The organism is Leisingera sp. SA32 (genome assembly GCF_056033425.1).
On record NZ_JBVYHB010000006.1, the window covers coordinates 71,155 to 92,169 of the forward strand.

At 61.1% G+C, this 21,015-nt stretch carries 18 protein-coding genes; 12 read left to right on the forward strand and 6 right to left on the reverse strand.

The annotated features are described in order from the left end of the window. Positions 1-74 precede the first annotated feature (74 nt). The 5 genes from AC0IPL_RS10780 to AC0IPL_RS10800 all read left to right on the forward strand — a co-directional run bounded on the left by AC0IPL_RS10780 (position 75) and on the right by AC0IPL_RS10800 (position 7,364). Positions 75-1,583, forward strand: coding sequence for a thymidine phosphorylase family protein (locus AC0IPL_RS10780; protein WP_474274376.1), 1,509 nt, complete (start codon positions 75-77; stop codon positions 1,581-1,583). Further along, positions 1,580-2,518 (forward strand): ribose-phosphate diphosphokinase, encoded by a 939-nt coding sequence (locus AC0IPL_RS10785; RefSeq protein WP_474274377.1) that lies wholly within the window; start codon positions 1,580-1,582, stop codon positions 2,516-2,518. The genes AC0IPL_RS10780 and AC0IPL_RS10785 overlap by 4 nt, the downstream gene beginning before the upstream one ends. Before the next feature lie 263 nt (positions 2,519-2,781). Then, complete coding sequence (locus AC0IPL_RS10790; protein ID WP_474274379.1) at positions 2,782-5,403, forward strand: cation-translocating P-type ATPase; 2,622 nt, start codon at positions 2,782-2,784, stop codon at positions 5,401-5,403. Between the two features lie 44 nt (positions 5,404-5,447). After that, the gene (locus AC0IPL_RS10795; RefSeq protein WP_474274650.1) at positions 5,448-6,161 is read left to right on the forward strand and encodes a VIT1/CCC1 transporter family protein; all 714 of its coding nucleotides are present in this window, start codon (positions 5,448-5,450) and stop codon (positions 6,159-6,161) included. A gap of 57 nt (positions 6,162-6,218) precedes the next feature. Then, entirely contained in the window at positions 6,219-7,364 is a 1,146-nt protein-coding gene (locus AC0IPL_RS10800) for a site-2 protease family protein (RefSeq protein WP_474274381.1), read from the forward strand. 23 nt (positions 7,365-7,387) lie between these two features. Here the strand turns inward: AC0IPL_RS10800 and AC0IPL_RS10805 are convergent, their stop codons facing one another. After that, positions 7,388-8,218, reverse strand: coding sequence for a formate/nitrite transporter family protein (locus tag AC0IPL_RS10805; protein WP_474274383.1), 831 nt, complete (start codon positions 8,216-8,218; stop codon positions 7,388-7,390). A 62-nt stretch (positions 8,219-8,280) separates the two neighbouring features. Continuing rightward, complete coding sequence (locus AC0IPL_RS10810; RefSeq protein WP_474274385.1) at positions 8,281-9,126, reverse strand: universal stress protein; 846 nt, start codon at positions 9,124-9,126, stop codon at positions 8,281-8,283. Between the two features lie 309 nt (positions 9,127-9,435). Between AC0IPL_RS10810 and AC0IPL_RS10815 the strand changes: the two genes are divergently transcribed. From AC0IPL_RS10815 to AC0IPL_RS10835, 5 genes are all read left to right on the forward strand, one after another. Continuing rightward, positions 9,436-9,843, forward strand: a complete 408-nt coding sequence (locus AC0IPL_RS10815; RefSeq protein ID WP_474274387.1) for a universal stress protein — start codon at positions 9,436-9,438, stop codon at positions 9,841-9,843. Between the two features lie 196 nt (positions 9,844-10,039). Beyond that, the gene (locus AC0IPL_RS10820) at positions 10,040-10,567 is read left to right on the forward strand and encodes a universal stress protein (protein WP_474274389.1); all 528 of its coding nucleotides are present in this window, start codon (positions 10,040-10,042) and stop codon (positions 10,565-10,567) included. Positions 10,568-10,756: 189 nt separating this feature from the next. After that, positions 10,757-11,134, forward strand: a complete 378-nt coding sequence (locus AC0IPL_RS10825) for a SnoaL-like domain-containing protein (protein WP_474274391.1) — start codon at positions 10,757-10,759, stop codon at positions 11,132-11,134. A 559-nt stretch (positions 11,135-11,693) separates the two neighbouring features. Further along, positions 11,694-12,608 (forward strand): efflux RND transporter periplasmic adaptor subunit, encoded by a 915-nt coding sequence (locus tag AC0IPL_RS10830; RefSeq protein WP_474274393.1) that lies wholly within the window; start codon positions 11,694-11,696, stop codon positions 12,606-12,608. Then, positions 12,605-15,694 carry an efflux RND transporter permease subunit gene (locus AC0IPL_RS10835; RefSeq protein ID WP_474274395.1) on the forward strand — a complete coding sequence of 1,030 codons (3,090 nt, stop codon included), beginning with the start codon at positions 12,605-12,607 and terminating at the stop codon, positions 15,692-15,694. The genes AC0IPL_RS10830 and AC0IPL_RS10835 overlap by 4 nt, the downstream gene beginning before the upstream one ends. Positions 15,695-15,771: 77 nt before the next feature. Here AC0IPL_RS10835 and AC0IPL_RS10840 read toward each other — a convergent pair whose 3' ends face one another. The 4 genes from AC0IPL_RS10840 to AC0IPL_RS10855 form a co-directional block, all read right to left on the reverse strand. Further along, a complete protein-coding gene (locus AC0IPL_RS10840; RefSeq protein ID WP_474274397.1) occupies positions 15,772-15,897 on the reverse strand; it encodes a hypothetical protein in 126 nt (41 codons plus the stop codon). Positions 15,898-16,151: 254 nt separating this feature from the next. Further along, on the reverse strand, positions 16,152-17,264 hold the full coding sequence (locus AC0IPL_RS10845; RefSeq protein WP_474274399.1) for a C4-dicarboxylate TRAP transporter substrate-binding protein: 1,113 nt from the start codon (positions 17,262-17,264) through the stop codon (positions 16,152-16,154). Between the two features lie 28 nt (positions 17,265-17,292). Next, the gene (locus tag AC0IPL_RS10850; protein ID WP_474274401.1) at positions 17,293-18,603 is read right to left on the reverse strand and encodes a TRAP transporter large permease; all 1,311 of its coding nucleotides are present in this window, start codon (positions 18,601-18,603) and stop codon (positions 17,293-17,295) included. Further along, on the reverse strand, positions 18,600-19,112 hold the full coding sequence (locus AC0IPL_RS10855) for a TRAP transporter small permease subunit (RefSeq protein WP_474274403.1): 513 nt from the start codon (positions 19,110-19,112) through the stop codon (positions 18,600-18,602). The genes AC0IPL_RS10850 and AC0IPL_RS10855 overlap by 4 nt, the downstream gene beginning before the upstream one ends. Before the next feature lie 131 nt (positions 19,113-19,243). Between AC0IPL_RS10855 and AC0IPL_RS10860 the strand changes: the two genes are divergently transcribed. Both AC0IPL_RS10860 and AC0IPL_RS10865 read left to right on the forward strand, forming a co-directional pair. Then, positions 19,244-20,140 carry a LysR family transcriptional regulator gene (locus AC0IPL_RS10860; RefSeq protein ID WP_474274405.1) on the forward strand — a complete coding sequence of 299 codons (897 nt, stop codon included), beginning with the start codon at positions 19,244-19,246 and terminating at the stop codon, positions 20,138-20,140. A 71-nt stretch (positions 20,141-20,211) separates the two neighbouring features. Continuing rightward, entirely contained in the window at positions 20,212-20,982 is a 771-nt protein-coding gene (locus AC0IPL_RS10865) for an alpha/beta hydrolase (RefSeq protein WP_474274407.1), read from the forward strand. Positions 20,983-21,015 lie beyond the last annotated feature (33 nt).

Genomic DNA, 21,015 nt, shown 5'->3' on the forward strand with positions numbered 1-21,015 from the left:
GCCACTGGGTGCGGCTGTGCGTTCAGAGCTGTGCCGCTGCGCGCTCTGCCCAAGAACCCCGCAGGGCCAGCGCGATGAGAACCGACACCCATAGCTTGCGGCTCATGCCGGCGGGCATCGATACTTACAGCCACCCAGTTGTCTATATGCACGCCGATTGCCACGTTTGCCAGGCTGAAGGCTTTCGGGCCCTGACGCGTGTGCGGATTGACTGCGGCCGCAATTGGGTGATCGCAACGCTGAATGTGGTGACCGGCGGCGGCTGGCTGCCCCCCGATGCTGCCGCACTGTCAGACGCAGCCTGGGAGGCATTGCAGCCAGGGCCGGATGCGCTGGGGCAGTTATCGCACCCGGAACCACCAGCCGCCGCATCCTTCATTCGTGCGAAGGTGTATGGCGCGCGTCTGGAACAGTCACATTTCAGCACCATCGTCGACGATGCGATCGCCCGCAGGCTTTCTGACCTGGACCTGGCCGCTTTTGTAACGGCCTGCGCCGGCGACCGGCTGGATATCGAAGAAACAATTGCATTGACACGAGCCATGCAGGCTGCAGGCACAACCCTTTGCTGGGGCAAGGAAGTTGTACTGGACAAACACTGCGTCGGCGGGCTGCCTGGCAATCGGACCACGCCGATCGTGGTGGCCATTGCGGCTGCGGCAGGGCACATCATTCCCAAGACGTCCAGCCGGGCCATCACGTCGCCTGCCGGCACGGCAGATGTGATGGAAGTCATGGCACCGGTGAAATTGGAACTGACTGCAATGCGCCGCGTCGTCGAGGCTCAGGGCGGCTGCATTGTCTGGGGCGGCGGGCTTCACCTCAGTCCGGCAGACGACGTGTTGATCCGTATCGAACGGCCGCTGGATTTTGACAGCGACGGCCAGCTGGCAGCGAGTGTCCTGTCCAAGAAGGCCGCAGCAGGGGCCGAAAGGGTTGTGATCGATATTCCCACGGGACCAACTGCCAAAGTTCGCTCTGCGGCGGCGGCCGAGTCGTTGTCCTTGCGGCTGAAGGCGGTTGCGGCAGCGGTCGGGCTGGAACTGAAAATCCACGTCAGTGACGGGAGCCAGCCAGTGGGTTGCGGGATCGGTCCGGCGCTGGAAGCGGCGGATGTGCTGAAGGTGCTGCGCCGGACGCCGGATGCGCCTGTGGATCTGCGGAGTCGTGCGCTGACACTCGCGGGGCACCTGCTCGAACTGGGCGGAGCTGCCGGAAATGGTTTCCGCACCGCCGAAAGATTGCTGGACAGTGGTGCCGCCGAGCAGCGGTTTATGACCATCTGCGAAGCGCAAGGCGGGTTCACCGAACCCGGCTCCGCTGTACACCGGACACTGGTGACGGCTGGGCGCGGCGGAACGATTGTCGAGATCGACAACCGCCTGATCGCCCGACTTGCCAAACTGGCAGGTGCGCCACAACGGGCCCGCGCCGGGATCCTTCTGTTGGCCCGCCCCGGTGACACGGTTCAACTTGGTGAGCCGCTGTTTGAAATCCATTCGGAAACCCCGGGAGAGCTGGCTTATGCCCGGGATTACGCCGCGCGCCAGCCCGGACCGTTCACAATCAGGAGGCAGATATGAAACCTGTTCTATCTCCATTTCCCGATATGATGCCGATGGGGACCCAGATCGCGCAGTCGGTTGGCGCCCGGATCGTTCCAATCGGCTGGCGGCACTTCCCGGATGGTGAGAGCCTGGTAACCTTGGATGGAGATGTTACCGGTCACGATGTGGCTCTTTTGTGTACGTTGCGAGATCCCGACCGGCATATGCTACCGCTGCGCTTTGCTGCGGCGACGGCCCGCGAGATGGGAGCCGTCAGCGTCGGGTTGATTGCGCCCTACCTTGCCTACATGCGTCAGGATCGGCGGTTCGGACCGGGGCAGGCTGTCAGCGCGCCTTTATTCGCAGCCTGCGTGGAGGAAAGTTTTGATTGGCTCGTAACAGCTGATCCGCATCTGCACCGAATTCGGAATCTGGCAGACCTGTTTACGATTCCGGCGCAGCGGGTGGTCACCGCTCCGGCGCTTGCCGACTGGATCGCCCGAAACATTTCCAGCCCGGTGATGATCGGTCCCGATGAGGAAAGTCGACAATGGGTCGCCGAGGTTGCCGCATTGGCAGGGTGTGACTTCGCTGTGCTTTGCAAACACCGTCACGGCGATCAGGAGGTGCACGTCAGCGCTCCGTCCCGCACCGTGCTGACGCAGGGAACAGCGGTTATTCTGGATGATATCGCCTCGTCCGGCGCAACCTTGGTCAAAACCCTCAGGCAGTTGGCCTCCAAGGGGGACAAACCGCCGGTCTGCGTCGTGATCCATGCGGTATTTGCTGCGGGAGCCTATGACCGAGTTTTGGAAGCGGGCGCCCAACGGATCGTCACCACGGACAGTATTCCGCACGACAGTAACGGGATCAGTATTGCCTCTCTGCTTGCAGACGCGTGGCGCAGACTGCGTGAGAGCAAAGAAGAGCCTCTGGCAAAAAAGGGGCACGCCGGGCCATCCGGACCCTGAGTTGGCGCGATGCGCAGGCCAGAGAAGTCAAAAACGCGGGTTGCGAGGTTGCGCATTGGTCTTGTTGATGGGCGCGCCCGGAACTGGGTCCCCGGTGCACGAAAGCCCTTATGCCAAACGTTTGTTCAATCCACCCGTTGTGGTTCCGCACGACACGGATGCAGGGGAACTTCTGACCTGCGGCGTTGGCGCAGTTGCTGCAGTTGCTCTGCTTGCTGCAGACTGGGATCAGCGGCCGTTTGGTGCTGCGGAGGGCGGATCGCATGGTAAATCCTGTTGAGACGGGTAGCGGCCCGCGGCATTGCGGGCTGACGCGGCAGCAGGCGGAGGCCGCGCGCCGGACCCATGGCTGGAACGAGCTGCCGAGGGGCAGACGCATCGGTCCGCTGAGGGTCTTTCTACGCCAGTTCAGTAATTTCCTGGTGCTGATCCTGATCGCTGCGGGGGGTATCGCCTTTGCCCTGGGGGAATACGCTGACACGCTGGCGATTGGTCTGGTGATCGGTCTGAATGGCGTTCTGGGCTTTGTGCAGGAATGGCGTGCGGAAACGGCGCTGGAGAGCCTGCGCAACATGCTGTCGCCGCAGGCGCTGGTGGTGCGGGACGGGCGCGAGCAGATGATAGAGGCGCGCGAGCTTGTGCCCGGAGATCTGATCATTCTGGAAGCGGGGGCGCGGGTGCCAGCCGATGCTGCGCTGCGAGAAACGGCCGCCCTGCGGATTGATGAAAGCGCGCTGACGGGTGAATCTGTTCCTGTTAACAAGGCTGTGGGCGGTGACACAGCCGAAGTTTTTGCCGGTACAGTGGTGGCTGCCGGGCGGGCGCTGGCTGTGGTCACTGCCACCGGCACGCGCACCTCTTTCGGGCAAATCGCCTCCTTGACGGGGTCGGTGGGACTAAAGAAAACCAATCTACAGGTGCAGCTCGGCCGTCTCGCGCGGCAGCTGGGGTTCGCAGCGCTGGCCATCGCCGCCGCCATATTGTGCCTTGGGCTTTATATGGGGCGGGAGGCGGCTGAGATGTTCATGACCGGCCTGTCGTTGTCGGTGGCAATGGTGCCGGAAGGTCTGCCCGCGGTTGTTACCATTACCCTGGCGTTGGGCGCGGCTGCGATGGTCCGTCAAAAGGCGCTGGCGCGCCGCCTGCAGGCGGTCGAAACGCTGGGAGCGGCTTCGGTGATCTGTACCGACAAGACCGGCACCCTGACGGAAAACAAGATGACCGTGACCCGGGTCTGGACGCTGAACCGCAGCTATCGGGTCAGTGGCACCGGATACGATCCGGCGGGCCAGATCTCGCATGAAGGCGGTGTCACCAGCGCCAAGGAGGATGCGGTGCTGGCTGAATTGCTTGCGGCGGGGCTGACCTGCACCCACGCCCGCCTGCACTGCGAGGACGATCACTGGCACATAACCGGTGCCCCGACCGAGGGCGCGCTGGTCACGCTCGGATACAAGGGCGGGGCGCAGTTGCCGCCACCGGATGCGGTGCTGGCGGAGATTCCGTTCAGCAGTGAACGCAAGCGGATGAGCGTTCTGGCGCGCAGTGGCAGCGAAGAGAAGATCTATACCAAGGGCGCGCCGGAACAGGTTCTGAGCATATGCACCCACGTGCTGACGCCGGACGGGCCGCGAGCGATAGGTCCGACGGAGGCGGCACGCATCACCGAGGCTTATGAGGCGATGGCAGCGGAAGGCTTGCGGGTGATCGGCCTTGCTGTCGCCGCCGCCCAGGCGCAGGCTATCTCCGAACAGGACATGACCTTTCTGGGCGTGGCCGGGCTGATCGATCCGCCTCGGCCGGAGGTGCGTTCTGCGATCGCCGCGGCGCGGGCGGCGGGCATCCGGATCATCATGATTACCGGGGACAGCCCGCTGACCGCCGCGGCGATTGCAGAACAATTGGGCCTGCCGGCTGCAAGGATCCTGACGGGTGACGCGCTGGAGGCTATGCAAGGTTCTGAGTTGGAACAGATTTTGGAGCGGGATGTGCTGTTTGCCCGTACCCGGCCTGCGCACAAGATGCGCATCGTTTCGGCCTTGCAGGGGCAGAATCAGATCGTGGCAATGACCGGCGACGGGGTCAACGACGCCCCGGCGCTGAAGCAGGCTGATATCGGCGTCTCGATGGGGGTTCGGGGAACGGATGTGGCCAAGGATGCCTCTGATCTGGTGCTGCTGGATGATAATTTTGCCACCATCGTGCGCGCCATCGGGGAGGGGCGGCGGCAATTCGGCAATGTGCGGAAATTCGTGCGCTACCTGCTGTCTTCCAACGCGGGCGAGGTCATTGCGCTGCTGCTCAACATCCTGATTGGCGGGCCGCTGATCTTTCTGGCGACGCAGATCCTGTGGATGAATTTGGTGACCGATGGGGTCACAGCAGTTGCCCTGGGGCTGGAGAAAGGCGAGCCGGACCAAATGGAGCATCCACCGCGCAAGAAGGACACGCCGATCCTGGGGCGGGGCGGTCTGCTGACCATTCTGGCGCTGGGGCTTTATACCGGGTTGGCCAGCCTCTGGCTGTTTCTGCATCTGTTGGACGGGAACGAGGATCTGGCTCGCACCGCCGCTTTTACCGCCATGGTCCTATTTGAGAAGGCCAGCGTGTTTGCCTTCCGATCCTTGCATCTGCCGTGCTGGCGGATCGGTTTCTTTAGCAACCCTCTGCTGCTGGGAGCGCTGGCTGTTACGATTGGTGCGCAGGTGGCGGCGGTGTATTGGCCGCCGCTGCAGGCGCTGCTGCACACGGTACCTCTGGAAGCCGGGCATTGGGGGCTGATCGCTGTTCTCGTGCTGCCCATCCTGCTGGTGCCGGAGGTTTTGAAAACCCTGCGCTATGTCGTCCGCCGCCACAGGCACAGTCAGGCGGTAGCGACGGCTTGACTTGCCTCAATGCAGAGAGCGCCTGAGTGGTCCATCATGCGATCATGCATGTGGATCATGGGCACAGTAAAGAAGAAATCGCACACCGTCTGGCTGGCAACAACGGCAGCGGGCGGCTGCGGGACGCGGTTTATGGCGGCATAGACGGCGCGGTGACCACCTTTGCGATTGCCGCGGGCGTCGAGGGCGCCGGGTTTTCCTCTTCGGTCATCATTGCCCTTGGGATCGCGAATGTGCTGGCAGACGGGTTTTCCATGGCGGCGGCCAACTATCTGGGGACCAAGGCGGATCTGGACGAGCGGCGGCGGCTTTATGCTGTGGAACAGCGCCACATCCGCCAGTATCCGGAAGGAGAGCGCGAGGAGCTGCGGCAGATCTTTCAGGCTCTGGGCCTGAGCGGCGAAGTGTTGGAAGGTGCGGTGCGTTCTGTATCCGCCAAACCAGAGAAATGGATCTCGCTCATGCTGACCGGCGAATATGGCCTGGCGCCTGCCGAGCCCAATCCGGTCACGGCTGCCGCGACGACCTTTGTCGCGTTCCTGCTGGCTGGAATTGTGCCCCTGCTCCCGTTCATTCTGGGACTGCCGGACCCCTTCATGACGGCTGCGGCGGCCACCGGGCTGGTGTTTTTCGGTATCGGTGCCTGCAAAAGCGTCTGGTCGCTGGCGCCTTGGTGGAAGTCCGGGCTGGAGACCTTGCTGATCGGCTCTTGCGCCGCAGCCGTAGCCTATCTGGCGGGCAGCCTGTTCCGGGCTTGAGCCGGGTTAAGGGGGCTGGATCCGTGTGGCCCCAAATTGAACGCCGGAGGGACAAGGATGTTTTCGAACGCCATAAAAATAACGACCCTGCAAGGGTTTGACATAAAGATCGCGCCAAGCTGGGCGCTGATCGCCGCGCTCATCACCTGGAGCCTCTCGACCCAGTTTTTCCCGATGGTCTATCCCGGTGCCGCGTTTGGCGTCTATCTCATACTGGCGTTGGTGGCGATGCTAGGGTTCTTCGCCTCTCTCATTTTGCATGAGATGTCCCATTCCGTGGTCGCACGCCGCTTTGGTGTTGAGATCAAGGGGATCACGTTGTTCATCTTCGGTGGCGTCGCCGAGTTGGGATCGGAGCCGAAAACCGCCGTGAGCGAATTCTGGATCGCCATCGCAGGCCCGTTGATGAGCTTTGCCCTTGCGCTCACCTTCTGGCTGTTGGCGCAGGTGGCTGAGTTGCTGGCCCCCGGTATGGCACTGAACCATGTCTTGTCCTATCTAGCGCTGATCAACCTGGTGCTGGCGGTGTTCAACCTGGTTCCGGCCTTCCCGCTGGATGGCGGCCGAATTTTCCGGGCCTATTTGTGGAGCCGCAGTCGCGACCTTCTGCAGGCGACGGCCACCGCCACCCGCATCAGCAGCTATTTTGCCTATGCGCTAATTTTTTTGGGGCTCGTTGGCCTGTTCTCCGGCAATCCCATTGCCTCTCTGTGGCAGGTGCTGATCGGGGTTTTTGTCCTGACGGCGGCCAAGGGCACCTATGCCCAACAACTTCAGGCTGCGGCGTTCAAAGACAAAACTGTTGCTGCAATGATGACGCGTGACCCGGTCACGGTTGCGCCTGAAAGGAGCCTGCAAGAGATGGCCGACGAGGTGATGCTGCGTCAGCGCAAGAGTTTTGTGCCGGTGGTGCTGGACGACGTGCTGCTGGGTTACGCCGATACCGGGCTTCTGTCCCAAAATCGCCGCGAGACCTGGGGCGCAAAGCACGTGGGGGACGTCTATGTGCCGACGGACGTGGACAACACGGTTGGCCCTGAGATGCCGATAGCAGATCTGATGGCGAAGATCTCTGCCTCCGGACGGCGCAAGTTCCTGGTGGCAGAGGGCCGCCAGTTGCTGGGCGTGATCACCCTGACCGACTTGATGGGTTATATGGCGGTTCTACAGGAGATCAGGCTTTCAGAGAAGAAGGCAGAGTGACGTCTGCGCGGGTGGTAGGCATATCAACGGCTGCGCTGTGACGGGCGTTCGGTCTGCCGCAGATCAGGCTGGCGTGCGGTGCCGCCGAGGAAGGCAAACCAGTAGGCCAGAGCGACGCCGCCCGCGCCGCCGACAATGTTGCCGAGGGTGACCCAGAGCAGATTGGCGGCCGCCGTTGCCAAGGAGACGTCCGATCCCGCGGCCCAAGCCTGCGGGAAGAAGTACATGTTGGCGATCGAGTGCTCCAATCCCAGCAGAACGAAGGCGGTGATCGGCCACAGGACTGACAGGATTTTACCTGCTGCCGTCCGGGCAGCAAAGGACAGCCACACGGCGAGACAGACCAGGGCGTTGCACAGGGCGCCGCGCGCAAATGTCTCCACCGGTGCCAGCCCGGCCTTGGTCTCGGCGATGGTCGTCGCGGTTGCGCCCATCGGACCGTTCAGCAGCCCTGTCAGGGCAAAAGCAGCTGCCAGCCCGGCGGCGCCTACCAGATTTCCAACATAGACGGTGCCCCAGCTGCGGAAAAGCAGGCGCAGCGAGATCTTGCGGTCCACCGCAGCAATCACCATCAGCACGTTGCCAGTGAACAGTTCAGCCCCGGCAACGACCACCAGGATCAGGCCAAGCGAAAACACCGCGCCGCCAAGCAGTCGCACCGGTCCCGTGACGGGGGCGGCGCCGGTGATGGTCACCGTATAGGCCGCCGCTCCGAAGCCGATGAATGCGCCTGCCAGCATGGCGAGTACAAACATCTGCGGCAGCGCAAGCCTGGCCTTGGCCGCGCCGGCGGTCTCTACCATCGCTGCAATCTCAGTCGGCTTATAGGCGTCTATCGCGGGTTGACTAGTCATGGGGTCGCTCTTGAATAAGCCAAAAGAATGGAGGCGGTCGGGAGACAACCGCCAGCCGCGAGTCAATGGGCAAACAGGACCGGCAGTTCGGTCTGTTCGATCATTGTCCTGGTGGTGCCGCCAAACACGGCCTCGCGCAGGCGGGAATGCCCGTATCCCCCCATCACGACCATCGCGCATTCGGTCTCTCTTGCTCGCTGCTGGATGCCGCGGCCGACGTCATGCCTGCCGCCGGGGAATTGGGAGACGGTGACATTGCATCCGTGATGGCTGAGCCAGGCGGCAACATCCGTTCCAGGGTCTTCACCACTGCGCTGATCAGAGCCGCCTTGGTCGAAGCATCCGACCACGACCTCTTGTGCGCGGAGAAGATAGGGCAGCGCCGCATGGGTCGCACGGGCGGCGGCAAGGCTGCTGTCCCAAGCCAAGAATATACGACTGTATTTGGCAAAAGGAGAGCCATTTATGAGCGCTGGAATGGGCGACTGGAACAACAGACCGTGCAGCGCTTCGCCAAAGACATCCTCATGCTCTTTGAGATCCGCGGAGAACTGGGCGATGTCACAAGTCTTTGCACGTTGCGCACAGAGTATTCGGATATCGGGGCCAGCGCAGACCGCATATTGGACATCGCCGGCACAGCTGGTGTCGGTGAGCAGCCGGTTCACTGCGGCAGCCCGGGTTTCTGCCGTCTGCTTGGCTTCCCTGAACCGGTCGATCCAGTCGGCCGGCATCGCGGCCGCGCCAAAGGCCGTTGTTCCGCCGACAAAGTAGGGTCTGCCGGGCGGACTTCCCAAGATCAGGCAGGCCAGATAGGCGTCTTGGTCTTTCGCGGCCTCGGCTGCGGCGGCGACTGTTTCGTCGCTGCAATCGTTGCTGACCAGGTAAAGCGATGTTTTGCGTCGCATGGCGGGCCTCCTGAAGCTGGATTGCGGCTGGCCAGAATGCACGCCGCGCTTGCCATTAGATCAGCTCCGCAAACGCACACCATGATCCCGATCAATCCGGCGTCAAAAGGAGCCCCCCCTTGTTGGGTGCGGTCAGGACCTCGAGTGCAGGGCAGGCGGCGTCGATCCGGCGGGATAGACCCGGATCAAACGCGGCGGCGCAGCCGATGATTGCCGCGCGGCTGAGGTTGCACTGTTGCTGGCTAACTTCGGTCAATTACGGCCCAAGACCGCGGGTGTAGCATTGGCGAACACCGCTGGAGGAAAACCATGTACAAGCATATTCTGGTTCCCATAGCCCCGGATCACAGCGCTGATACCGCCAATGCGCTGCAAGCTGCTCGTTTGCTGGCGGACCGAGACGGCAGGATTACTGCGTTAACAGTCGCCGACGAAATTCCCGGATATGTGGTCCATCAGCTGCCGGAGGGGTTGCTGGGCAATACTCGTGTGAGGATGCTGGAGGCGCTGAAGGCGGATCTGATCGAAGAGGCAGGGGTCGAAGCTGAAGTTGTCACCGGTCATGCTGCGCGCACAATTGTCGAGTTTGCTGAATCTCGTGGTGTCGATTGCATCGTGATCTCGTCGCACCGGCCCGGCTTGCAGGATTATTTCCTCGGCTCGACGGCGGCGCGGGTTGTACGCCACGCCAAATGCACGGTGGTTGTAATTCGCTGAGGCCGGGCGGTGTGACCGCAAGGCTGCACTGATCCCAGAGGGGACATTGCCCCCTTTGCTGTAAGACTGCAGCGTCTTTTCGGCTGGGCTCTGGCAAACGAACGGCGAAGCCCGGCGTGCTGTTCGCTTAATCTGCATCAACGAATTCGGGCTCTGAATCCTGTATTGTTATTCAGAACTGAAGGGGGATCGGACTATGATTTCTAATATCTTGGTCGCTACAGATGGCTCTGACACGGCTGGCCGCGCGGTTGATCTGGCGGCGGAAATTGCCTCGAAACTCGGCGTTCCGCTCACTGTGGGCCACGTGTTGCAGCACGGTGCTCGGGCGGAGGAATTGAATCGGATGGCTGAGGCAGAGCACTTGGTGCGTCACACTGCATCTGAGGCAAGGCTGAATATAGCAAATATTCCGTCGAACATGGATGCCTTGTTCACCGGTACTCTCTCCGGTGCCGATAGGGAGCGCGCAATTGCAGTCATGGGCGATAAGATCGCAGATGGCGCTGCGCGGCGCGCCAAGGAGAAGGGTGCCAAGAACGTCTCCACCCGTGTCGTGAACGGCGATTACGACGAAGGCATTCTGGAAATGGCCAAAGAAGTGGGAGCGGATATGATCGTGATCGGCCATCGCGGCCTGGGCAGACTGCGGCAAATGTTCCAGGGGAGTGTTTCTCAGAAGGTCAATCAGCAGGCTGAGTGCACGGTCGTAACCGTGCGGTGAGTGGCGCCTTCGCCGCAGCCTTCAAGACCGATCTTTAAAGCTGAGATTTCAACCTGTGTGGCGCGTGTAACCTAAGGACGACAGGCAGAGCGACGAGCGCGTCCCGGTCTGCCATTCTTGGTAGCCTTGGTCGCGTCCCGTTTCGCAAGCCGCCGCTGCCACCTCTTGTCCATTGAAAGGAGAGCTTGCATGGAAGAACTTGTCAAACTGGGGCATGAGTTTGTTCAGGCGATGCGAAATCGCTGCGGCATAGCGCATGTAGATGAGATTTATTCCGAAAACGCACAATCAGTAGAGGCGGTTGTGCCACCGGGGCGCGATGTGCGGATCGCCAAGGGGCGGGTCGCAATCAAGGGAAAACGTGAGGATTGGGCGGCGAACCATGAAATCAAACGCCTTGACGCGGACGGGCCTTATGTTCATCCACCCAACCGTTTCGCGGTCCGCTTCCAGGCTGAGGTGACGCAGAAAGCCACCGGACGGCAGATGACCCTGAGCGAGATCGCGCTCTATACTGTCGAAGATGGAAAAATCGTCCGAGAAGAGTTCTTCATGTTGCCGAAGTAGGCCTAAACGTTTTGGTGAAGCTGCACTGCCGCCCAAGAACCATGCCGTTGGGGGCTGGAGCAGAGCACCGGTTCAAGCCTTTGATGTGGCTTGCAGAGTCTCCGACGCTGTCCCTGCGAACAGGCGTGCGCCTGACCTCATGCGTCGGGCTCAAAAGCATTGGACAGCGTTGGTTTTTTGAGAACGCCTGCGTTGGCGCACTGCTTCGACCGTGCGTCGGTGCTGACGTCAGTGCTCGCGGATCTTTCGCGACTAAGAAACCTCTCATCGTAAAAATAATTGGCGACCGTGCGACGGAATGCGTTTCGAACCGCGTATCAGACGCAGAACACATTCCGCAGGGACCCTTTTCATGTCAAAAATTTCCGCCATTCTATCCCTCGTTATCCTTGTGGGGGCCTATGGGATCGCGTTTGGTTTTCCTGAACCGGTTACACAGTTCTGGGCCGACAGCACGACTGAAACATCCAAGGCTGCGCCTGACGCGCGAGAGGGGCGGCGGGGGCAAGGCCGTGCGACGACCGTTGTTCTCAGCCCGCTTGAACCGCGCGCATACACGATGGTTCTGCGGACTGTTGGCAGTGCGGTTTCGCTGCGTCGTACCGAAGTCACCGCGACTGATGCGGGCGAAGTGGTCGAGACGGCGCTACGTGCCAACAAACGTGTTGAAAAGGGTGACATCCTCTTGCGGCTGGATGACCGCACCGAACGGCTGGAGCTGGAGATCGCGCAGGCCAACCGGGATCAGGCACAGGCCACGGTCACCCGCTATGAGGGGCTGCGCAGCACTGGCAGTGCCGTGGTGACGGACGTGGCACTGTCCGAAGCGCGCGTGGCGTTGCGTCTGGCTGAAGCCGCTGTTGGACTGGCCGAAGTCGCGCTGGAGGACCGTACGATCGTGGCGCCGATCTCTGGCCAGCTGGGGCTCAGCGATGTCAACGTGGGGGACCGTTTGTCGAGCGGGGATGCCATCGTCACGATTGACGATACCAGCACCCTGCTCGCCACGTTTGAAGTGCCGGAACGCTCAATTGGTCTGTTGTCTGAGGGCAAGCGGGTTCTTGTCTCGACACCAACCTATGCAGGGCGCGTTTTTGAAGGGGCGGTCACCGCCTTCGACAGTCGCTTGGACAGCGTGACCCGCAGTGCCACGGTGCAGGCCGAAATCAATAACCCCGATGGGTTGCTGCTGGCTGGTATGACCTTTGCCATTCGCATGATGGAAGAGACCGATCCATTGCCTGTCGTCCCCGCAACTGCGATCTCATGGGATCGCACCGGGGCCGGTATCTGGGTTGTCGAGTACGGCAGCACGCGCCGGGTGCCCGTTACCATCCGATACCGCGAGGGGGACCAGGTCTGGGTTGAGACAGAAGCGCCCCTGGGCGTGCAAATTGTTGCCGAGGGGGCGTCGAAACTGAGGGAAGGCGCGCAGGTCATGGCCGCAGGCGCAGGCAAAGGTCCGGGCGTATGAGTTTCGAGAAAAAGGCGCACAAAGCCGGATTTGCCGATATCTTTGTTGCGCGGCCAATTTTTGGCATCGTTCTGAACCTGCTGATCATCATCGCCGGGCTGGCTGCGCTCAGCAGCGTTGACATCCGCGAAATGCCGGACGTGGACCGGCCCGTGCTTTCGGTCAGGACCACCTACGAGGGCGCCGTGGCGAGCACGGTGGACACCGAGGTCACGCAAGTTCTCGAAGATGCGCTGAGCGCGCTTGAGGGAATGGCGTATATTGAATCCACGTCCAGCGCAGGGTCGAGCCGGATTACCATTGATCTGTCGGATGGTACGGATGTCGACGTTGCTGCCAACGAGGCGCGCGAAATCGTCTCGGGCACCTTGCGGTCGTTGCCGGATGAAATCGAGGATCCGGTTGTCAGCAAAAGCGACAGCAACGCGGACGCGATCATTCGCCTTGCCTTACTGGGGGATGCGAGCCTCGATACATTGACGCAGCTTGCCGAGAACACGGTTTCCGAGCGCCTCTCATTGATTGATGGCATTGCCGAGGTCACGGTGCGCGGCGATCGGGCCAATGAATTCCGGGTCTCAGTAAACATGCCGTCTCTGCTGAGCCGCGGCCTTACGATCTTTGACGTCTCCGCCGCACTTGCGCAGCTTCGCGACGACACCGCCCTTGGTGCGCTTTCGAGCGAGTCGCAGTCTCTGTCGCTCCGGGTTGGCAACGAAGACGTCACCGTCGAAACCATCAACCAGCTGCCGGTCAACGACACGACACAAGTGGCCGATATCGCTTTTGTCCAACTGATCCCGGAAGACACAAGCGTCTATACCCGCGTGAACGGCGAGACCGCCGTTGGCTTGGATATCACGCGGCAATCGGTTGGGAATACGCTGGAAATCTCCGGCGACGTCGCACTCGCGGTGGCGGAGTTGCGCGACCAATTGCCGGAAGGCGTGCAGCTGTTGGTCACCACGGATGATGGTATCTTTATCGAAGGGTCGATCAACGAGGTCGCTACATCGATTGTGCTGGCAACTGGCATCGTGGTCGCTGTTATCTTTCTCTTTCTGCGCTCGCCGCGGGCAACCCTGATCCCCACGGTCACCATCCCGGTGGCATTGATCGGCACCCTGGCCGCGATCTGGATCACCGGGTTTTCCGTCAATACAATCAGCCTGCTCGCACTGGTTCTGGCGACGGGCATGGTGGTGGATGACGCGATCGTCGTCGTTGAAAACATCGTGCGCAAGCGCAAGTCAGGCATGGGAGGCTTTGCCGCGGCGGCCTCGGGCACCAATGAGGTCTTCTTTGCCGTTATCTCCACCACTGCGACGCTTGCTGCGGTTTTCATCCCGATTTCCTTTTTGCCCGGCCAGGCGGGTGGTGTCTTTTCGGAGTTCGGCTTTGTGCTGGCTTTTGCGGTCACCTTGTCGTCGTTCACCGCTCTGACCCTTGCGCCGGTTCTGTCCGCCCTTTTGGATCCCGGAAAACCGCAAACCAACGCGGCGCAAAACGAACCCGGTGTCCTGGCACGCAGCTTTGATAACGTGATGGATTTCGCGATCCGGACGCCCCTGCTGGTTCTGTCTATCGCGATTGGTTTCGCCTTGATTGCCATGGGGGCCGCGATGACGTTGCCGTCCACTGTCACACCTGAGGAAGACCGCGGTTTCTTCCTTGTGCAGGCGCGTGGGGCTTCGGACAAGACGATTGATTATCTGGATACGCAGGTGCGGTTGATCGAAGATATCCTCGATCCTTACCGCGAGCGCGGGCAGATCGAGACGGTGCAAAGCATCATCGGCGTCGGCGGCGGCACCAGCGCATTTATCGTCGTGCGGTTGCCGGACTGGGCCGAGCGCGACTTTACCCAGCAGGAACTGATTTCACAGATCAGCGGCCAGTTGGCCACCGTCCCCGGCGTGCAGGTCAGCGCCCGCTCTACCAACAGCCTCAATATTCGCGGTGCTGGTGGCGGCCTGAGCTTTGCAGTGACCGGCACGAACCTTGCCGATATGACCGAAACTGCCGAAGCTCTTGTCGCGGCGATGTCGCAGGATCAGACCTTCCTGAACCCGCAACTGTCCAACAACAGCGTGACTGCGCAATTGGAAGTGACCATCGACGACAGTGCCGCGGGGGACATGGGGTTGAACAGCGCGGATATTACCGCGCTGGTGAGCGCCGTGGTCCAAGGAGATGTTGCCGTCAGCGTCTTTTCCGACGACGTGGAAATAGACGTCAATCTCGTCCCCGGCGGGCCGCCGATCGACGATCCCTCCGATCTCGCATCCATGTCCATCCGGCTTGCCAGCGGGGCCTATGTTCCATTGTCCACCGTTGCGTCGCTGGACATGGTGGTGAGCGATGCTCAGATCGAACGTTTGGCGGGGGCCTTGGCCGTTTCGATGCAGGCCAACCTGGGGGAGGGCGTTGACCTGTCGACAGCGATGGACCGCCTGCTTGCAATTTCGGATGAGATCTTGCCCGACGGCATGGGCATTGCCTTCACCGGTGAGGCGGCAACGCTGGATGAGTCCCAGGGCGGTATCTATATCGTCTTTGGGGTCGCCCTGATCGTCGTGCTGCTGGTTCTTGCCGCCCAGTTTGAGAGCTTTGCCAGCGCGGTTGTCATCATGATGACTGTACCCTTTGGCCTTGCGGCTGCGCTGCTGGCGATCTGGATGACCGGCGGTTCGCTGAACTATTACAGCCAGATCGGCCTTGTCATGCTGATCGGGGTCATGGCCAAAAACGGCATTCTGATCGTTGAATTTGCAAACCAGCTGCGTGAAGCGGGCGAGGACATTGATAGCGCCATTCGAAACGCGCTGCGCCTGAGGATCCGACCGGTGATGATGACGATGGTCTCGACGGTTTTTGGTGGCCTGCCCTTGATCCTGACCTCCGGCGCGGGTGCAGAAGCGCGCATCGCCGTGGGCTGGGTGATCGTCGGGGGCCTGGGTTTCGCCACGGTTTTTACCTTGTTCCTCACGCCGATCTTCTACCGCTGGATTGCCGTCTGGGGTGCCGCACCCGGAGGGGCTGCGCGCAGGCTTCGGTCCGAAATGGAGGCGACCACGAGCGCGTAGTGCATTGGGCCACGTCCGTTTTTCTGGCATCGATCCAGTGCCGAGCCCAGTCTTTCGAAGGGCATGTTTACCCCCTTCTACGTCTTGATCACGGCAGTCTTCTGCTCGCCGTTTTTCGCGGTCGGCTCAGCCATGATCCGGGCAAAGACACCCTGCGTCGCACCCTCGTTTTCGGCGGTTTCAGAGTGTCTTGTGCGGGCCATGCGCATCCGGTGCATCACGCCAGCGTCAGTCGTTGCGTTTAAGAAAACGATCCCGCATGGAACGCGTCGACCGTCGAGACATGGCGGGCTACGGGGGAAAGTAAGGCACCAGACGCGCCATCTGCGTGTCGCGCAACCAGAATAGACCCGACGTGACCTCGCCCCCGTCTTGGGAGCGATGGGCGCTGGTTGTCTGGAATCGCATGCCAGGGACGCCTTGGAAGCGCCCCCGACTGCTTCTGTTGATTCCGTGCTTAGTTCATTCCGTACGTTGCACGGTCCAGCTTGTCGTAGATCTCCGCCTTCGCCAGCGCGGCCAGCGCGTCGGTGTCGCCGTGATCCACATCGGCCAGCAGGTCGGCCCAACGATCCACGATGCGCTTGTAGTCTTCCAGCAGCGCTTCGGGGTTCTCGATGCCGCGGCTCTTGGCATTTTCGATCAGCACAGCCTCATCGGCTTTGACGAATTCTGCCAGCGCATCCGTCAAAGCCTGATCCGGCTCGAAGACTTTCATGCCGCGCTCTTTGGCTGCAGAAACGGCCTTTTCGACGTCCTTGTCGAATTCTACCCGGTGTTGGGCAAGATAGTAGGCCATCTGGTCGAATAGCACGCCGCGCGACTCTTCCGACAAACCCTGCCAGAAGGCCGGGTTGTAGCCCCACTCAAAGCCAGCATAGTAGTTGCCCACGGCCAGCGTGTTCATGTGGGTCACCACATCCGACAGAGAGAAGGAATCCAGCGCATCGGCAGCTGCCACAGCACAGTCGAGCGACCCTGTGTCGAGGCCGGTGTACATCTCGCTTGACGGGATCGACACCGGCACCGCGCCCACGTATTCGGCAAAGCGCGACCAGGCGCCGCCAGCCATGCGCAGACGTTTGCCTTGAATGTCCTCATAGGTGGCGACGGGCGTGTTGCACATCATGTAATATTCAGAGGTCGAATAGCCGCCGCCGAAAACCACGCCGTTCTCTTTCCACTCGGCCAGCGCGGCCTCATTGGTCAGGCCGAACTCTGTCGAGGCGAAAGCCATGACCATCGGGTCTGTGTTGTAGAAAGCGAAATTACCGATCAAATTGGCGACCGGCAGTTCGGACGGTGTGTAGGTGCCTGCGTGATATGTCACCTGGGCCACACCGTCGCGCACGCCTTGCAAAGAGGCAGCAGGCGGCAGCAGCGAGCCGCCGGAAAATACGGTAAAGTTCACGTCGCCATTGGTCTTCTCGGCCACGCGCTCCGCAAACTCCACATAGGGACCGCGGACCATGGAATGGCGTTCAGCGAAAAAATGGTTCGCGTTCTGTGCGACGGCGGCGGTACCGAGGCCACATGCCGCGAGGGCCAGCAGGGATATGTTCAGCTTCATTTTGTCGTCTCCTCCAAGTGAATATGGGTCACTGCGCCATGAGCGAGGGCAGAAACAGGCTGATCGCGGGGAAGGCGATCAGTATAAAAAGGGTCAGGATGTCCATGGCGATGAACCAGGTCGTGCCTGAGATAACGTCGCTGAGCTTTACCTCGCCCGACAGCGCGCTGTGCAAGACGTATAGGTTCAGTCCGACAGGCGGTGTCACCAGGCCGATCTCCAGCAATTTGATGCAGATGATGCCGAACCAGATCAGATTGATGTCGGCAGCCTCCAGCACCGGCAACAGGATCGGCAGGGTCAACAAAATCAGGCCGATAGAGTCGATCACCATGCCCAGGATGACAAAGAGTGCGGCAATCATCAGGATAATGATGATCTGGTTGTCCGAAACCGCCAGCATGGCGTCAGTCAACGCGCGCGGCACGCCGGACAGCCCCATGAAGCGGGTGAACATCACCGCCCCGATGGATAGGAAGAAAATGGAGGAGGTCGCCAGCGTGGTCTGGCGAATTGCCTCGGCCAAGGCCTTTCGGGTCAGTGAGCGGCGCAGCAGTGCGACCGTCGCGGCAAGGAAGGCACCCACCGCCCCGGCCTCGGTCGGGGTGAAGAAGCCTCCGAATATGCCGCCCAATACGCCCAATACCAGCACCGGAAAGGGCCAGACTGACCAAATCAGGCGCAGCAATTGCGTGCGGTCAATCCGTTCGACAACGGGTGGTGCCAACGCTGGCGTAACAGTGGCGCGGACGGTGATCATTGCCATGTAGACGAGCGCCGAAAGCATGCCTGGAATAACGCCTGCGATAAACAACTGGCCGATCGATTGCTCGGTGAAGATACCGTAGAGCACCATGAGGATCGAGGGCGGGATAAGCGAGCCAAGCGTTCCGGAAGCCGCAACCACGCCTGTGGCCAGCGATGGGTGATATTTCGCCCTTAGCATCTCCGGCACGGCGATCTTCGACATGGCTGCAGTTGTCGCGATGGAGGAGCCGGAGGCGGCAGCGAAAAGCCCGCACGCCCCGACACTAGCAGACGCCAACCCGCCCGGCACTCGCGCCAGCAACACACGTAGCAGGTCGAAAGCGCCCGCCGTCAGTCCGGTATTGGCGGCAATAAAACCCATGAACAGGAACATCGGAATCGCCGTCAGCGACCAGTCCCCAATCAGGTTGAAGGGCATCGCGCTGACGATGCCCAGGGCGGCTTGCAGGTTGAACATGAAGCTGATGCCGACAAACGACACCGCCATCAGCGCCGTCCCGATGGACATGCGGAAAGCCAGCAACCCGAACAAAGTACCGACACCGATCCAGCCAATTACAAGATTGCTCATGACAGGGCCCCATCAAGCTGGGATTGGGTGACGGGCTGGCCGCGCAGCACCAGTATGGCCCGCAGCAATGCTGCAAGACTGGCAAGCCCGAAACCAAGCGGCAAGACCATACGCGACGGCCAGACGATGACTTCGCGTCCGCCCATGACGACCTCTCCCACGCGAAGCGCGCGGACGGCATCAAGGCCGCTGCGCCACGTCATGACGGCCAGGATCGCAGCAGCGGCCAAGAATCCGAAGACCAGCGCTGCTTTCTGGAGCCATGCGGGGAAGTGGTTGAACAGCAGGTCTACCGAGATCTGCTGGTCCTGCATCTCGACAAAGGCCATCGGCAGCATGACCAACGCAACCATGTAGTAGTACGACGACATCTCGACGGTGCCCTGGATCGGTGCGTTCCACAGCAGTTTCGCGACGACGTCCGCCACGATGTTCAGCATCATCGCGATAACGCCAAAGCCGCCGATGAACATCAGCCATGAGCACAATCTGTTGAACAGCGTTAGCATCGGGCCTCCTCCCCATACCAAGACGGGATCTGGGCCCGTATCTCCGATTCAACCTCACCGCTCATGGTTCAGTTGACAAATAGCGATGGTTGATCGAGTGATAACGAAACGCGATCAATATGGAAAAGCGAATGGACGACAGCCGGAAACCCACCCGCCTCGACTTGCGGCACTTGCGTTATGCTCTGGCGGTGGCAGATGCCAGCGGGTTCCGCGCGGCTGCTGAGATGCTCAATATCGCGCAACCCGCCATTTCAAAAGCCGTGAAAGACACGGAAACTGATCTTGGGTTCGCGATCTTTGACCGAAGCGGCCCGCGCGTGGTGCCAACGCCCGAGGGGGCGGTTTTCCTGGATGATGCGCGCCAGACGGTGGCGCAATTTACACGCACGATCCGCGCTTCGCGACAAAATGCTGGCGGCGCACGGGGACATATCATCGTCGGCTATTCCGCCCTCGCCAGCTCCCGGCAAATCTCCGAAGCCTTGGATTCCTTTCACCGCAGTGTACCGGGCGTGCAGGTCGAGATGCACGTTATGTCCACGGATAACATGCTGAAAAATCTGCAATCAGGCGTGATTGACCTCGGGTTCCTTCTGTCGCACCCCACAGTCGGTGCGCCGGGGATCGACCAAATGCCGGTCTGGAGTTCGCGTATCGGTGTGGTCGCCCCCGTCGGAGAGGCACCGGCGCGGGTGAAGGACTTGGAGGGTCGGCCCTTCGTCATGGGGTTGCGGGAAAACTGGCGTTCGTGGCGCGCGCTTCTGGACAACGCTTGCGAACGGGTCGGGCTCAGCCCTGTGGTCGTGGACGAAGCTTGGGACGTGCAGGTGATCTTTCAGCGTGTGGCAGAACGGCGCGGCGTGACACTCTTTCCCACAAGCATCGCAGACAGCCTGCCCGCCGCGCTGGAGCTTGCTCCGCTCGACGGGCTGGACGCAGAGGCGACGATCTCAATGGCGTGGAGCATCAAGGCCGATACTGGGCTGCTGCGCCAGTTTCGCAATCACTTCACCCCGATGGGTTGATCGCGTTTGCTTATCGCATGATACCGCAAGTCTATTTGCGCAACCGACCCATAGCGCGATTTTATGCGCCTATGAAACAGACGCCAATTGCCCCCTTCGACCTGCCCGAAGCGCAGCCCTTTCTTTGTGAAGGTAGCGATACCGGCTTTCTGTTTTTCCACGGGTTCACCAGCACGCCGCAAAGCGTGCGCGAAGTTGCCCTGCAAGTGCATGCAGCGAGTCGCGCGACAGTGTTTTGCCCCCTGCTGGCGGGCCATGGTGAAAGCCCCGCTGCGCTGGGACAGACCGGCCAGACCGACTGGGTAGCGTCAGCCGAAGCGGCCCTCGAAACCTTATCGTCGCGCTGCGCGCGCGTGATCGTCGGCGGGCTTTCCTTGGGCGCGACACTGTCGCTCAACCTCGCAGCCCGCATGCCCGAAAAGATACAGGGCGTGGTCACTATCAACGGCTCGACCGGTCTCTATCGCCCCGAGGTGGTTGCGCCGCTCTACGACACGGATGGGCCCGAGTTCATCGGCGGGATCGGATCCGACATTGCCGAGCCGGGAGTGACCGAGATCTGCTATGACCGCATTCCGCGCGACACGCTGAAAGAGCGCTTCCTTCTGACCAATGCCACCGGCGCGCTACTGCCGCTGATCCGCCAGCCCGTCCTAATCCTGCAATCGCGCCGCGACAATGTTGTCGATCCGAAGAACGCACCACGCATCGCGACATCGGTGGTATCGAGTGAGATACATCTCGCCTGGTTGGAGCGGTCCTATCATGTGGCCACATTGGATTATGACCGCGGGTTGATTGCCGAACGGATCGCCGGGTTTCTGCGCGCGGTGGCAGATTAAACGAAGCGGATTGCTCGCAGCGTCGCGTTTCGC

What these genes read in the sequence shown, in the direction of transcription:
- AC0IPL_RS10780 (WP_474274376.1), top strand. Translation starts at nt 75, where the DNA reads ATGAGAACCGACACCCATAGCTTGCGGCTCATGCCGGCGGGCATCGAT.
- AC0IPL_RS10785 (WP_474274377.1), top strand. Translation starts at nt 1,580, where the DNA reads ATGAAACCTGTTCTATCTCCATTTCCCGATATGATGCCGATGGGGACC.
- AC0IPL_RS10790 (WP_474274379.1), top strand. Translation starts at nt 2,782, where the DNA reads ATGGTAAATCCTGTTGAGACGGGTAGCGGCCCGCGGCATTGCGGGCTG.
- AC0IPL_RS10795 (WP_474274650.1), top strand. Translation starts at nt 5,448, where the DNA reads ATGCATGTGGATCATGGGCACAGTAAAGAAGAAATCGCACACCGTCTG.
- AC0IPL_RS10800 (WP_474274381.1), top strand. Translation starts at nt 6,219, where the DNA reads ATGTTTTCGAACGCCATAAAAATAACGACCCTGCAAGGGTTTGACATA.
- AC0IPL_RS10805 (WP_474274383.1), bottom strand. Translation starts at nt 8,218, where the DNA reads ATGACTAGTCAACCCGCGATAGACGCCTATAAGCCGACTGAGATTGCA.
- AC0IPL_RS10810 (WP_474274385.1), bottom strand. Translation starts at nt 9,126, where the DNA reads ATGCGACGCAAAACATCGCTTTACCTGGTCAGCAACGATTGCAGCGAC.
- AC0IPL_RS10815 (WP_474274387.1), top strand. Translation starts at nt 9,436, where the DNA reads ATGTACAAGCATATTCTGGTTCCCATAGCCCCGGATCACAGCGCTGAT.
- AC0IPL_RS10820 (WP_474274389.1), top strand. Translation starts at nt 10,040, where the DNA reads ATGATTTCTAATATCTTGGTCGCTACAGATGGCTCTGACACGGCTGGC.
- AC0IPL_RS10825 (WP_474274391.1), top strand. Translation starts at nt 10,757, where the DNA reads ATGGAAGAACTTGTCAAACTGGGGCATGAGTTTGTTCAGGCGATGCGA.
- AC0IPL_RS10830 (WP_474274393.1), top strand. Translation starts at nt 11,694, where the DNA reads ATGGTTCTGCGGACTGTTGGCAGTGCGGTTTCGCTGCGTCGTACCGAA.
- AC0IPL_RS10835 (WP_474274395.1), top strand. Translation starts at nt 12,605, where the DNA reads ATGAGTTTCGAGAAAAAGGCGCACAAAGCCGGATTTGCCGATATCTTT.
- AC0IPL_RS10840 (WP_474274397.1), bottom strand. Translation starts at nt 15,897, where the DNA reads ATGGCCCGCACAAGACACTCTGAAACCGCCGAAAACGAGGGTGCGACG.
- AC0IPL_RS10845 (WP_474274399.1), bottom strand. Translation starts at nt 17,264, where the DNA reads ATGAAGCTGAACATATCCCTGCTGGCCCTCGCGGCATGTGGCCTCGGT.
- AC0IPL_RS10850 (WP_474274401.1), bottom strand. Translation starts at nt 18,603, where the DNA reads ATGAGCAATCTTGTAATTGGCTGGATCGGTGTCGGTACTTTGTTCGGG.
- AC0IPL_RS10855 (WP_474274403.1), bottom strand. Translation starts at nt 19,112, where the DNA reads ATGCTAACGCTGTTCAACAGATTGTGCTCATGGCTGATGTTCATCGGC.
- AC0IPL_RS10860 (WP_474274405.1), top strand. Translation starts at nt 19,244, where the DNA reads ATGGACGACAGCCGGAAACCCACCCGCCTCGACTTGCGGCACTTGCGT.
- AC0IPL_RS10865 (WP_474274407.1), top strand. Translation starts at nt 20,212, where the DNA reads ATGAAACAGACGCCAATTGCCCCCTTCGACCTGCCCGAAGCGCAGCCC.